At 44.1% G+C, this 13708-nt stretch carries 11 protein-coding genes; 6 read left to right on the top strand and 5 right to left on the bottom strand.

Features of this window, described 5'->3' with window-relative positions:
- Positions 1–189 precede the first annotated feature (189 nt).
- Both AAFN85_RS17505 and AAFN85_RS17500 read left to right on the top strand, forming a co-directional pair.
- The gene (locus tag AAFN85_RS17505) at positions 190–699 is read left to right on the top strand and encodes a hypothetical protein (protein ID WP_347528902.1); all 510 of its coding nucleotides are present in this window, start codon (positions 190–192) and stop codon (positions 697–699) included.
- 317 nt (positions 700–1016) lie between these two features.
- Positions 1017–2552 (top strand): SulP family inorganic anion transporter, encoded by a 1536-nt coding sequence (locus AAFN85_RS17500; protein ID WP_347528901.1) that lies wholly within the window; start codon positions 1017–1019, stop codon positions 2550–2552.
- Positions 2553–2686: 134 nt separating this feature from the next.
- Here the strand turns inward: AAFN85_RS17500 and AAFN85_RS17495 are convergent, their stop codons facing one another.
- A complete protein-coding gene (locus tag AAFN85_RS17495; RefSeq protein WP_347528900.1) occupies positions 2687–3697 on the bottom strand; it encodes a zinc-dependent alcohol dehydrogenase family protein in 1011 nt (336 codons plus the stop codon).
- A gap of 97 nt (positions 3698–3794) precedes the next feature.
- Here AAFN85_RS17495 and AAFN85_RS17490 point away from each other — a divergent pair, with 97 nt between their 5' ends.
- The 4 genes from AAFN85_RS17490 to AAFN85_RS17475 all read left to right on the top strand — a co-directional run bounded on the left by AAFN85_RS17490 (position 3795) and on the right by AAFN85_RS17475 (position 8583).
- Positions 3795–4643: an AraC family transcriptional regulator gene (locus AAFN85_RS17490; RefSeq protein ID WP_347528899.1), complete on the top strand. Its 849-nt coding sequence runs from the start codon at positions 3795–3797 to the stop codon at positions 4641–4643.
- 316 nt (positions 4644–4959) lie between these two features.
- On the top strand, positions 4960–6420 hold the full coding sequence (locus tag AAFN85_RS17485; protein WP_347528898.1) for a circularly permuted type 2 ATP-grasp protein: 1461 nt from the start codon (positions 4960–4962) through the stop codon (positions 6418–6420).
- Between the two features lie 247 nt (positions 6421–6667).
- A complete protein-coding gene (locus AAFN85_RS17480; protein WP_347528897.1) occupies positions 6668–7603 on the top strand; it encodes an alpha-E domain-containing protein in 936 nt (311 codons plus the stop codon).
- A gap of 14 nt (positions 7604–7617) precedes the next feature.
- Complete coding sequence (locus AAFN85_RS17475) at positions 7618–8583, top strand: transglutaminase family protein (RefSeq protein WP_347528896.1); 966 nt, start codon at positions 7618–7620, stop codon at positions 8581–8583.
- Positions 8584–8854: 271 nt separating this feature from the next.
- Here AAFN85_RS17475 and AAFN85_RS17470 read toward each other — a convergent pair whose 3' ends face one another.
- From AAFN85_RS17470 to AAFN85_RS17455, 4 genes are all read right to left on the bottom strand, one after another.
- A complete protein-coding gene (locus AAFN85_RS17470) occupies positions 8855–10051 on the bottom strand; it encodes a glycosyltransferase family 4 protein (RefSeq protein ID WP_347528895.1) in 1197 nt (398 codons plus the stop codon).
- A gap of 57 nt (positions 10052–10108) precedes the next feature.
- Positions 10109–10705 carry a ribonuclease HII gene (locus tag AAFN85_RS17465; RefSeq protein ID WP_347528894.1) on the bottom strand — a complete coding sequence of 199 codons (597 nt, stop codon included), beginning with the start codon at positions 10703–10705 and terminating at the stop codon, positions 10109–10111.
- A 156-nt stretch (positions 10706–10861) separates the two neighbouring features.
- Positions 10862–12100: a PP2C family protein-serine/threonine phosphatase gene (locus tag AAFN85_RS17460; protein WP_347528893.1), complete on the bottom strand. Its 1239-nt coding sequence runs from the start codon at positions 12098–12100 to the stop codon at positions 10862–10864.
- 41 nt (positions 12101–12141) lie between these two features.
- A complete protein-coding gene (locus AAFN85_RS17455) occupies positions 12142–13350 on the bottom strand; it encodes an ABC transporter permease (RefSeq protein WP_347528892.1) in 1209 nt (402 codons plus the stop codon).
- Positions 13351–13708 lie beyond the last annotated feature (358 nt).

Here is a 13708-nt window from a genome sequence, read left to right as displayed (position 1 = left end):
GCGAAAAACAACATCACAATTTTGTCATCCTGAGGAACGAAGGATCTTCTTCGCCCTGTATAGTCGCTTTACATGTTTTAGAAGATCCTTCGTTCCTGCCATTGACAAGTCTATAACGCATTGATAATCAGTCGTGCAAAAAAGTCATCTGCAATGCTATTATTTGCGCGCAAATAAACCTTACTCAGGATGACAAACTCTTTAAATATTAGCTTATTCTCTATCCAAAACCATAAATTTATTCCGCCAAACACTCCCATCACCATGCAATTCGATCCAGAAAATCACATCAATAAACTCTGCGCACAAGGAATGCTATTAGAAGGCGAGGGCAAATCCGATGAAGCATCTGCACTATTCCACCAAGCTTGGAACGAAGCCACAAATGCTACAGAAAAGTTTACCGCCGCACACTATATAGCCCGACACCAGCAAAACGTAGAAGATAAATTAAGATGGGATGAAACGGCGTTAAACCTTGCACTCAAAATAGAAGGCGAGGAAATCAAAGCGGTCTACCCATCACTCTACCTCAACGTAGCCAAGTGCCATGAGGATTTAAAAGACTTTAATAATGCACTTGAAAACTATCAATTAGCGCTAAGCCACACACCATTTTTACCCGATGATGGATACGGCAATATGATTAAAGCTGGTATTAACAAAGGTGTAGAGCGCGTTCAATCACATACAAATTAAGCCAGTAACTTCATTGCCGTTGGTTTCAACCAACGGATAACAAACAACTAAGCAAAAGGGCTTCAGCCCAAATCCCGCATGTTTATTTTGGCTAAAGCCGCTTATCATCTTAGCTTATTCCGTTGGTTAAAACCAACGGCAATGAATTTTTATTTCAGTATATATTGAAGCCTCAATATCCTCCCCTCGCTTCAGTCCGGCATTTTTGTATATTTTTGCAGCGTGGTCAAATCTTGATAATCTGGCTCACATCACATTGTTTCATTAGCATATCTACAAGCCTGCAATCAAGGCTATTCAATATTTAATCACCCTGGATGAAATCCTCTTTACGCCTTTTCGACTTCTCGCAAAAAATCAACTATAAAAACGAAACCCTGGCCGGTTTTACCGTAGCCATGACCATGATGCCCGAATCGTTATCATTCGCCATACTGGCCGGCTTTCCGCCGCTGATGGGTTTGTACGCCGCTTTTATTATGGGATTGATCACCTCCATATTTGGCGGCAGGCCGGGTTTAGTATCCGGCGGGGCAGGGGCAACCGTTGTGGTGCTGATTGCATTGATGAAATCTAACGGCATCGAGTATGTATTTGCAGCTGTGGCTTTAGCTGGTGTGGTACAAATCTTAGTAGGCTTATTTAAACTTGGGAAATTTATTCGCCTTGTACCTCAACCTGTGATGTATGGCTTTGTAAACGGCTTGGCTGTTATCATTTTTATGGCACAGCTTGAGCAATTTAAAACGATAGTTAATGGACAGGAGACCTGGCTTAGTGGGACGCCGTTATTCATTATGGCGGGTTTGGTGGCATTGACCATCGCGATAGTTATTATTTTGCCCAAGATCACCAAAGCTGTTCCGCCATCCCTTGTTGCTATTATTGTAGTATTCGCGGTAGTTTTCGGATTCGGCATCCATACCAAAACAGTGCATGATATTGCTGCTGTAAGCGGTGGTTTTCCGCCGTTTCATATCCCTTCAATCTCTTTTACCATCGATACATTAAAAATCATTTTCCCATACTCGCTCATCATGGCAGGCGTAGGCCTCACCGAAGGTTTATTAACCTTAAATCTGGTTGATGAAATGACCGCCACCCGAGGCAACAGCAACCGTGAGTGCATCGCACAAGGAAGTGCTAATATATTAAATGGCTTCTTTTCAGGTATGGGCGGCTGCCCTATGATAGCTCAAACACTGGTTAACCTATCGGCAGGGGCAAGGGCAAGGTTATCGGGTATTATTGCTTCGCTAACTATTCTTTGCATTATATTTTTCGGCGCACCAGTTATCGAAAAATTGCCAATGGCCGCGCTTACCGGAGTAATGATCATGGTGGCGATCAGCACTTTTGAGTGGATCAGTTTTCGCATCATCAATAAAATGCCTAAGCAGGATGTTTTTGTCGGTATCCTGGTAGCGCTCATTACTATTTGGTTGCATAACCTTGCTCTGGCTGTATTGATCGGTGTAATTATTTCAGCTTTGGTTTTTGCATGGGAAAGCGCTAAACGCATCCGTGCCCGCAAATATGTGGATGCTAAAGGCGTGAAACATTATGAAATTTATGGCCCGCTGTTTTTTGGCTCGGTGATGGCTTTTTATGAAAAGTTTGATATCGCCGGTGATCCAAAGGAAGTAGTGATCGATTTTAAAGATAGCCGCATTGCTGATATGTCGGGCATTGAGGCGCTGAACAAGCTTACCGAAAAGTATCACCAGGCAGGTAAACGACTACAATTATTACATGTAAGCGATGATTGTGTAACCCTGCTTAAAAACGCGAAAGGGATCATCCATGTTAATATTCTGGAAGATCCCTCGTATAGGGTGGCGGTGGAGAAGTAGTTTTTAGAGGACTTACATATATCTCTAAAAACGTCATTGCGAGGAACGAAGCAATCCCCGATTAGCAGAGCGGCTATGCAAGTTTATCTGTAAGTAGGGGATTGCTTCGTTCCTCGCAATGACGTGGTGAGGCATTACTCAGCCACATCAATCACCAATTTCCCGTTGGCCTTCCCATTTTCCAATATCTCATGCGCTTCATTAGCGGTAGCCAAAGTAAACGCACGCTCATCAACCAATGGAATCAATTTACCGGCTTCAGCCAGTTTGGTAACCTCTTCCATAATCTCGCCATGATGTTTACGGCCTTTACCGGTAATCATCGGCATTAAAGTAAATACCCCTGAATAGGTAGCGCCACGGAATGACAGAGGAGCCAGTTTATGCTCGCCCCAACCCAAACAGCTTACCACATGACCGGTATAAAAACGGGCGGCAGCGAATGACGCATCTAATGTTGCGCCGCCAAGGGTATCATAAACAATATCAAAACCTTCGCCGTTGGTGTATTCATTTACATATTGCTCAACTGTTTTTTCTCGGTAATCAATAAATGTTGCACCGATACTTTCAATGTATTGTTGCTGGGCGGTACTGCCTGTTGCATAAACATCGGCACCGTAGGCTTTGGCTATTTGTACAGCTAAGTGACCAACGCCACCGGCACCGCCGTGTACCAATACTTTTTGGCCCGCCTGTACTTTTGCCCTGTCAACCAAACCCTCCCAGGCGGTGATGAAATTAAGCGGCATTGAGGCTGATTGACGCATGCTTAATGTTGATGGCTTAACGGCTAACAGATCGGCATCGAAAGCGCTGTATTCGGCATAAGTGCCTTGTAAACCGCCAATACCACCGGCAAGTCCGTAAACTTCATCGCCTACTTTAAAGCGGGTAACACCTGCGCCAACAGCTTCCACCACTCCGGCAAAATCCATCCCTAAAATTGCTGGTAGCGGCTGTTTGGCATGTCCGCCTTTACCTGTCCTTATTTTATTATCCAGCACGCTCACGCCGCTGGCTTTAATGCTTACCAATACCTGGCCTTCGGCGGCAACGGGGCGTTCAACTTCGGTTAATGTAAAAGAAGCGTTTGCTTCGGGAGCTATAAGGGCTTGCATGGTTGTTGTATTTTGAGTTTTCATTGTGTTTGTGTTTTGTTGTTTTATTACACTACAAAATTATACAAGACACCAGCCCCACTTCTTGTACAATCCCTCGTAACATTTGTACATTTACACTATGGTAAAAGATAATTTATACCAGCCTTTTGACATCGTTTTGCGTGAGCCGCTTGTCGCCTGTCCGCGAAGCGAACATTCACATAGCTTTTTTGAGTTTATTTATATTGTGAGCGGCAACGGGAAGCAGTGCATTAATAAAAGCAAATTCGCCTATAAACCTGGTCATTTGTTTTTGCTTACGCCGAATGATTCGCACTATTTTGAGGTACTAACCGAAACGCAATTCCTGTTTATAAAATTCAATCCGCTGTACATTAAAGACCAAGGGCTTAGCCGCGAAACAGCACAACACCTTGATTTCCTACTAAAAAACGCAGGCCAGGCACCTGGATGTATCTTGAAAACTGATGAAGACAAGACCGTTGTAAAACCTATTATGCAGGCCATCATCAGCGAAAAAGAGAAGAATGGCCTATATAGTAAAGCCCTTTTACAGCAATATATCAATACGGTTATTATAATAGCGGCCCGCAATGTGGCCATGAACATGCCCGATGAAGTTGATGAAAATACCGAAGACAAAGCTTTGGATATCCTGCAATATATCCAGGCCAATATCTATTTCCCCGAAAAACTGAAAGCCGATGTTATTGCCGATAAAATGGGCATCTCCGAAACATACCTCGGCAGGTATTTTAAAAAGCATACCAACGAAACCATGCAGCAGTACATCATCAACTACAAACTCAAACTTGTAGAGAACCGCTTACTGCACACCAGCATGCGCATGGCCGAAATAGCCAACGAACTTGGGTTTAATGACGAAAGCCACCTTAACCGAATTTTTAAGAAGTATAGAAGTGTAAACCCATCGGAGTTTAGGAAGACTGGGGAAGCATCTGCATAAACTATTTATCAACCGTCTTAAAAAAATTCTCACGCAAAGGCGCTAAGACGCAAAGAGAAATATAAAGTCACCTTAGCGCCTTTGCGTGCTTATAAACTTCTTAGCTTATCTTAAAAAGCTTTCCTTTATAAGATAAAATACTCATTACCCTCATGTTAATCCCACATTAACAATGTTAATTTCAACACAAATTAACAATTTGATTAAAATATCTTTAAAAAATTCAAAATAATTTGCTTTTTTATCAAAAACACTTCATAAATTACAATTCTTAAAGATAACTGATTATCAATTTTTAAACTATTGTAATTTTTTCATGGAAGAATCAGCTTATTTTGACAAATACAGTCCGATTGATAACGTTTGGGACGAAATGTATGGCCTTGATGCTAATGTTCGCGAGCATTATCGCAAGGTTATCGATTACATTTCGAAAGAATCGGCCGATGACCTGAACAAGAAAGAAGAGCTTGCCAAGCGTCTTTTCATGAGCCAGGGTATTACCTTCACCGTTTACAACAGCGGCGAAGGCATTGAAAAGATCTTCCCTTTCGATATCATCCCCCGTATTATAACGGCAAGCGAATGGGCTTTTGTAGAGCGGGGTATCAAGCAACGCCTTACCGCCCTCAACCTTTTCCTGAAGGATATTTACCACAATCAGTTTATTGTTAAAGACGGTATTGTACCGATAGATATCATTTACTCCTGCCCACATTTCCTGCGCGAAATGTACCAGCTACAGGTACCGTATGATATTTACGTACACATTTCGGGTATCGACCTTATCCGCGATTACGATGGTACTTTTTATGTACTGGAAGATAACCTGCGCACCCCATCGGGCGTAAGTTATATGCTCGAAAACAGAGAGATCACCAAACGCTTATTTCCTGATCTGTTGCCGCAATGCAGCGTACGCAGCGTTACAGAGTATCCATCCATTTTATATAAAAACCTGCTGGCGCTATCGCCAAGGCAGGTGCAGAACCCAACCATCGTATTGCTAACGCCAGGCATCTACAACTCGGCTTATTTTGAGCATACTACGCTGGCCCGATTAATGGGCGTTGAGCTGGTAGAAGGTCGTGATTTGGTGGTGAACAATCACAAAGTATATATGAAAACCACCACCGGTTTGCAGCAGGTTGATGTGATTTACCGCCGGGTGGATGATGAGTTTTTGGATCCGTTGGTATTTAACCCCGAAAGTATGCTGGGCGTAGCCGGGCTGATGGGTGCTTATCGTAAAGGCAATGTTGCCATTGTAAACGCCACCGGGACCGGCGTTGCCGACGATAAGGCCGTTTATGCCTACGTACCTGATATGATCCGCTATTACCTGAACGAGGAACCGATCCTTAAAAACGTACCCACCCACCAACTGGGCAACCCCGATGAACGTGCGCATGTTTTTGAAAACCTCAACAAAATGGTGGTTAAAAAAACCAATGGCAGCGGCGGTTACGGCATGCTAATGGGCCACGCCGCAAGCGAGCAGGAAATTGAAGATTATAAAAAGGAGATATTGAAAGATCCGCGTAACTTCATTGCGCAACCAACCATCAACCTATCGGCCGCGCCATGCTATATGCAAGGCTCATTAAAACCACGCAGGGTTGATTTAAGACCTTACGCGTTATATGGCCCGGATGGCATTGAGATAGTGCCGGGTGGATTAACCCGAGTGGCGTTGAAAGAAGGATCGCTGGTGGTTAACAGCTCGCAGGGTGGTGGAAGTAAAGACACGTGGGTACTTAATCCCCCGATATCTTAAAAGGGTAGGGAAAACAAATAGTTTTTCAAGCTCCCCTCTTGAGAGGGGGCGCGACAGGAAAGAGCGACAGCAGGGGTGTGTTATACGAGCGAACAACGAAGCAGAAACACACCCCTCCACCCCTTTCAAGAGGGGAATCGCACAGACCATGTGCTTTTGAATTTGAGTATTAATAATATAAATAACAAACGCCTAAGGCGAAAGCCAACAGGTTAATCATTCCCCCTTTAGGGGGTTAGGGGGCATTATGTTAAGCAGGGTAGCAGCAAGTTTTTATTGGTTAAGCCGTTACATTGAGCGCAGCGATGGTTTGCTGCGGATGCTCAAAATTAATTACGCGTCGTCGCAGGATACGGTGCAGGAGTTTACCTGGGAACCGGTGATGCGCATTTTTGCCGGCCTGGATGCCGACGAAACCGATTCGCTGGAGAACGACAGTCGCGCGGTTTTAAAATACATGGTAACGGGTAAAAACAACTCCAACTCCATATTAAACATCATTACGCTGGCCCGCGAAAATGCCCGTGGAGTGCAGGAGCACATCACTAAAGATCTGTGGCAATGCCTTAACGAGTATTATCACACGGTGAAAGATCCGCGCCTTGACCGCGCCTTGCAGCGAGAAGACCCAATTGGCGTGCTCGACGTACTGATAAAGCAGGTCATGCTTTACTACGGCACCGTAGAGATCACGATGGAACGCGGTGAAGGCCGTGCTTTTATGAACATTGGCAAGTACCTTGAACGGGCTATCCAATCGGTAGATATTTTGGATACTAAATTTAGCTCCATAAGCGAAAATCCGGATCTGCTTACCGATACTACTTATTGGAAGCACTTGCTGCTTTCGTTAGGCGGGTATGAGCTGTACCTTAAAACCTACCGTGAGGGCTTCGAGGCCGAGAACGTGTTGGAGCAGGTTGTATTAAATGTCGATTTCCCGCGTTCGGTTATTTATTCGGTAAACAATATCCAGCGCTATTTTGACAGATTGAAGAACGAAAGCAACGTAGATGACTACCGCGAAATGTCGTTCCAAATAGGCAGGTTGCAAAGCCGCATTAAATACAGCTCGGTAAAGAGTATTAAAACTGAAGGCCTGCACTTGTTTTTAACCCAGATCAGAAGTGAATTATACAGTATTGGCAACTCATTGAACCAGCACTATTTTGCCAATTCATAAATTTAGATACAACCATGCCCGAATTTAAAATTCAACATATCACTAAATACACTTACGAAGGCCCGGTACGCGACAGCGCCAACCAGATCATCCTGTTCCCGATAAAAGATGACTACCAGGATGTGATCAAGCAGGAGCTTCATATAACCGGCAACCCGGTTGTTGATACCCATATTGATTATTACGGCAACGAGGTTGGCAGCTTTACCTACAGCGAGTTGCATAGTACACTGCTCATTAACTCTAAACTTGATGTAGTTACCAAGCCACGCCCGCTACCGGTAAACGATATTTTTCCGGAACAGCACTGGGAAGATCTGAAGCGCCTGCAATACATGGTGCCTTATATCGATTTTTTAAAACAAGAGTATTTTGAAGGATTTACAGAACTGCAAGAGTTTGTTGAAAGCGAGCGCAATAATAATGAAGCCCCTTACCAGGTAGCGTTAAGGTTTTGCAACTGGGTGTATAAAAACTTCGAATACATTAAAGGTGTTACCACCGTTGAAACAACCCTTGATGAGGTATGGAAACTGAAAGCCGGCGTATGCCAGGATTTCGCGCATATTTTAATGGTGATGCTTCGCCTGCTCAAAATACCTGCCCGCTATGTTAGCGGCTATATCTGCACACACAGCAGCGCTATGCGCGGCGCAGGCGCAACCCACGCCTGGGCCGAGGTTTACATCCCCGACTATGGCTGGCTGGGCATCGACCCGACAAACAATTGCGTGGCCAATGAAACGCATGTACGCCTCGCCGTTGGTCGTAATTTTTCAGATTGCTCACCGGTTAAAGGGGTGTATAAAGGTTCATTTGGTCATAAGCTTGAAGTATCTGTTTTGGTGGATGATGCCGATGCAATTGTGTTTGAAGAAAAACCGGCTGAAGTACCGGCAGTACATACTACAAGCTTCGCTAAAAACAGTTATCAGCGATATATGGAGGTTATTCAACAACAGCAGCAACAGCAGCAGTAGATTAGTTTGCAGTAAGGCGGTTGGCAGTTTGCAGCTGTTTTAAGTAGGGGCATTTGAAGGAAGCACGACATTGACCATTTATTCATTTGTCATGCTGAGGCACGAAGCATCTTCTTCGTCCTGTATAACGGCTATACTTGTTGAAGAAGATCCTTCGCTATCGCTGCCATTGACGAGCCTATAACGCGTTGATAATCAGACGCAAAAAACACCATCTGCAATGCTATTATTTGCGCGCAAATAAACCTTACTCAGGATGACAATGGGGAAATCACGGTTCCCCGTAAAACTTTACAAGCTTGGGCGCAATCACATTTACATCGTGTTGCTGTTCGATGAGTTTACGGGCGTTGATGCCTATCCCGCGGCAAAACTCCTCATCCGCAATGCAGCGTTCAATGGCATCATAAAATTCCTGGCGGTTATTGGCTATCATAATATTAACGCCATTGGTATAGCCAATGCCTTCAGCCCCGAGGGCTGTGGAGATGATACATTTCTCCATGGCCATACCTTCCACAATTTTTACGCGCATGCCACCGCTTGATAGCAGGGGAACTATCATGATGGCCTTGCTGTTCACAAATTCCGAAGCGTCATCAACCTCGCCCTGGATAAAAATTTTGCCCAACACCTCGTAGTCGTCAAAACTATCGGGGATATTATGTCCGGCAACGTAAAATTTTACACGAAGGTCGCCATCGGTAAGATCTTTATGAAAGTTGTCTATAAACCACTCTATACCCTCCCTGTTGGGCATCCAATCCAACGAACCCAGGAAAAACAAACTCGGAAACTCGGTTTTGTTGTAATTAGGCCTGTAATCATCCAACATAATCCCCACCGGGAAGATCTCTACAGGAATATTGATCCCGTAGGAGAGTAGTGTTTTTTTATCTTCGGCAGTAAATACTGCTACCGCATCAAATTTATTAAGCACCTGTAATTCGTAATCTTTTACCCGGCGGGCCAATAGCTGCAGGTACCACTTTTTAAACAGATCACTTTTTTGCTGGGCAAGGCGCATCCACACCTGGTGCTCAATATTATGCGAACGATAGATGAGTTTAGCTTTGCTCTGCTTACGTACTGCCGCTAAATATGGTGTTACAAACAGGCCTTCGAACTGGATAACATCATAATTTGTTTGCCTCAACTCGCGCAGCAACAGCTTTTCAAACTCAGCATCATAATAACGGTCAACATCGTTTGATTTTTTGCTGAACAGGTTTGTTACGGCATCAAACATGGAGATGTTGATATTGATATCGTACGATGTATATTGAATTTTTTGCTGCAGATCGTCCTCGTTGCTTTGCGCGCTGCCGTAGTATTTTTTTCCGTTCAGGGCAACTAACGAAACCTCATGCCCAAGCGCTATCAAACCCTTAATGGTGTTGCAAACCACAATGGCATATCCGCCATTTTGCGGAAATGGGACACGATGGGTTAAAATAAGGATCTTCAAATGATGGATTGGTTTTCAACAAAAATACCAACCTTACGGAGGTATTCAAAGCCTGGGTTAAAAAATACTTAGCTGCGGGTCACTCACCCTAAAGGTGCGGCGATGGTAGGGTGTAAAGCCTATTTTCATTACTGTATTGCGATGTTTTATAGTTGGGTAACCTTTGTTACTATGCCAATCGTATTCGGGGTGCTCAAGGGCTATCCGCATCATAAAATCGTCGCGATAGGTTTTAGCCAGGATAGATGCGGCCGCAATGCTGAAGTACTTGCCATCGCCTTTAATAATGCACTCGTGAGGGGTATTGCGATACTTTTTAAAGCGGTTACCGTCTATTATTAAAAACTGAGGTTCCATATGGAGCTTTTCAATAGCCCGGTGCATAGCCAGGAACGAGGCGTTGAGGATATTGATCTCGTCTATTTCAAAATTATCAACCGATGCTACGGCCCAGGCAATGGCTTTTTCTTCAATTTCGGCACGGAGCTGATACCTCAACTCTTCCGAGATCTGTTTCGAATCGTTAAGCAGCTGATGATCAAAATCGGGAGGTAAAATTACAGCGGCGGCAAAAACCGGTCCGGCAAGGCAACCGCGCCCTGCTTCATCACATCCTGCTTCTAAAAATTCGTGCTGGTACCTTGCTGATAACATGGAGCAAATATAATATTGTTGTGAACGATAGTACGGATCAAATATTACACGAATTATTTTCTGATCGGATAAAATTAAAACGAATTACACCAATTCTAATCGAAGAAAATCACTCATTCGTTTAATTCGTCCTAATTCGAAATATTCGTGTAAAATTTAAAAGATCTTTAACGTAAGCAAGGTAATATCATCTATCGGCTTACTTTTATGCGTAGTGCCCAAATGATCAAGCAGGGCCTGGTTAAAGTTATCGGGCGATAGCTCGCCGTGTGCCAACACAAAATCAAGCAGCTTATCCTCGTTCCAAACTTTGGTATTTGGCGATTCAAAATCCATCAAACCATCGGTATAATTAAAAATGAGGCTGCCGGGTTCTACGTCTACTTCGCCCTCGTTTAAAAATGGCAGGTCTTCAAAAACACCTATCATGGTGGTACCCAGCTTAAGCGGGATTGCACCGCCTTCCGAATACAGGATGGTTGGGTTGTGCCCTGCGTTGATATAATTAAGCTTGCGATTTTTTTGATTGTAACGGGCTAAAAACAGGGTAATAAAACGCTCGCCTTTGGTATTGTTGAGTACTATTTTATTGAGCCTATCAACAATGTTGGTCAAATCGTCTTCCACCGCAGCCCAGGCGTGCAAACTGGCCTGAAAATTTGCCATAAGCAGGGCTGCCGAAATTCCTTTGCCCGATACATCGGCAATGCACCATAAAAACTCGTTTTCGTTAAGGCGGATAAAATCAAAATAATCGCCACCGATGTTTTGATGGGGGAGGTATATAGCGCCTATCTCTACGTTCTCGTCCTTATGCTCGCGCAAGGGGATCAGCATGTTCTGCACTTCAACAGCAAGCTCCATTTCGCGCTGAAAACGTTCGGATTGTAAACGCTCGCGGAAAAGCTTTTTGTTTTCGAGCGCTACGATGATCACGTTCATCAACGTTTGAATAAAATTCAGATCGTTGTTAAGCATCTCGCCCGATGTATTGAAATCGCCGATGAGGGCGTAGGCCAGTGCTTTGCTTTTATGATAAATGGGGATGAAGTAATTATAGCGTTTAAGTATAGGGTCGGTATGATCTGATATAGCGATAGGGGATTTAAACTTCCCTAACCGCCTGCAAGCGCGAGACAATACCACAGATGATTCAAACTCGCCGCCATATTTGGCTATGCAGGCAAACTTTCCGTCTTTTTCGATCAAAAATCTAAGCTTACCAACCTGCAGGTAATTTTGCAAAATCACCTCAAGCATCTGCACCAAAATAGGGGTAGCCGTATTTTTATTGATGGCCCGCGTAATTTCCAGCAACGAGTTTAATTCCGACTGCCGTTTAAGCAGGAGCCTGATCAATTCATCTTCTCCGGAACTATCGTCTATATTCAACATATTTGATATGAGTACGCTGACTAAAATAGAAGAAATAATTTTTATATGCGAGTACTTTGTGATTTTATATCAAAGGCATCGCGCAAGCCAACTGTAACCAGGTTAAAAGCATACACCAAAAGCATAATGGCCAAACCCGGAACAACCGCCAAAAAGGCCGAATCCATCACAATATAGCCATAATGTTCCTTGATCATCCCACCCCAGGTAGGCATAGGCGGCTGAGCGCCAAAACCAAGAAAACTAAGCCCCGCTTCCAGCAAAATGGCCGATGCGAAGTTTGAAGAAGCCAATACCAGGATAGGCCCGGTTATATTTGGTAAAATATGCCTGCTGATGATGCGCTTGTTGCTAAAGCCCAGCGCCCTTGCGGCTTCAATATACTCTACCTGTTTAAGCCCCATTACCTGCCCGCGCACCAAGCGCGCAACTTCAACCCACATGGACATGCCCACGGCAATAAAAATTTGCCACAGCCCTTTACCAAGCGCAAACGAGATAGCAATAACCAACAGCAAGGCTGGCAATGCCCATAAAATATTCATGAGCCAGCTTAAACCGGCATCAACCCATCCGCCAAAATAACCGGCAATTGCGCCTACCGTTACACCAAGCAGCATGCTGATAATAACAGCCATCAGCCCAACAGCCAACGAAACACGGGTACCCAACAACAAACGGCTCAGCATATCGCGCCCGTAGGCATCCGTGCCAAGCCAAAATGTTTTAGTGCAGATATTTTGTTTGATGATCTCAGTTCGCAACTCGCGGTAAAGGGCTTCGTTAACAGGGCGCGTTATTTTTTTCCCATTAACTATATAACTTACCATCCCATTTTTATACACCGGCTTTTGTCCGGATATCGCTTCAAAAATATTGTAGGCTTTTTTTTCGGGCTTGTCTTCATCGCCAATATACTCATCGGCGTAAATGGCATCTTTAACAAAGCGGTAGCTTTTTACAGGTACCTCTTTATAAAACGAGGGCTGCCCGTAAAACATCCTGGCAAAAAAGTTTACAGTGTCTACTGGTTCGGCTTTGCGCAGTTTTAATATAGTGTAGGTTGACCCTGGTTTTTTGATACTTAACTGTATGATCATGTTATTGGCCTGCGGCGTACCATCGGGCATAATAACATAACCCAGTATGGCCACCAGCAAAGTAAGCAGGATAAAGAAAAGCCCGGCCATAGCAATTTTATTGCGCTTAAAAACATGCCAGGTGCGCTTTGCGGGAGTAAGTTCGGCCAAGGATAAACAGTTAATGTGTGTGCAGGCCTAAATATCGTTTAAATAGCGGCAATTAGCAATACGGGTGTGTTTCTTGACATTAATTTGAGGAGGCATGGTTCATTGCATTACGGATTAGCATGGCGCAGAATTTACTCACCCGGTCTACGCTTCGCTGGACCACCCTCTCTACGGCAAGCCGTAAAGAGGGTTAGGGAAAAATAAATCAAAAAACAAAAATCCCCTCTTTACGCACAGCGTAGAGAGATTCTGTGTTAATTATCAAATAAATTCTAATTTTGTTTACTTAAGGCGGCTCTATGCCAGCCTGTTTAGGGCGGTATGACTTCGGGTTATATCCGCCCTAACTATTTTATAC

This window comes from Mucilaginibacter sp. CAU 1740 (assembly GCF_039839285.1).
In the GTDB taxonomy this organism is placed as follows: domain Bacteria; phylum Bacteroidota; class Bacteroidia; order Sphingobacteriales; family Sphingobacteriaceae; genus Mucilaginibacter.
This window is presented reverse-complemented; position numbering and strand designations above follow the sequence as displayed.

Coding starts and splice junctions, on each gene's coding strand:
- AAFN85_RS17505 (WP_347528902.1), top strand. CDS start 190: ATGACAAACTCTTTAAATATTAGCTTATTCTCTATCCAAAACCATAAA.
- AAFN85_RS17495 (WP_347528900.1), bottom strand. CDS start 3,697: ATGAAAACTCAAAATACAACAACCATGCAAGCCCTTATAGCTCCCGAA.
- AAFN85_RS17465 (WP_347528894.1), bottom strand. CDS start 10,705: ATGTTATCAGCAAGGTACCAGCACGAATTTTTAGAAGCAGGATGTGAT.
- AAFN85_RS17460 (WP_347528893.1), bottom strand. CDS start 12,100: ATGTTGAATATAGACGATAGTTCCGGAGAAGATGAATTGATCAGGCTC.
- AAFN85_RS17480 (WP_347528897.1), top strand. CDS start 6,668: ATGTTAAGCAGGGTAGCAGCAAGTTTTTATTGGTTAAGCCGTTACATT.
- AAFN85_RS17485 (WP_347528898.1), top strand. CDS start 4,960: ATGGAAGAATCAGCTTATTTTGACAAATACAGTCCGATTGATAACGTT.
- AAFN85_RS17475 (WP_347528896.1), top strand. CDS start 7,618: ATGCCCGAATTTAAAATTCAACATATCACTAAATACACTTACGAAGGC.
- AAFN85_RS17500 (WP_347528901.1), top strand. CDS start 1,017: ATGAAATCCTCTTTACGCCTTTTCGACTTCTCGCAAAAAATCAACTAT.
- AAFN85_RS17490 (WP_347528899.1), top strand. CDS start 3,795: ATGGTAAAAGATAATTTATACCAGCCTTTTGACATCGTTTTGCGTGAG.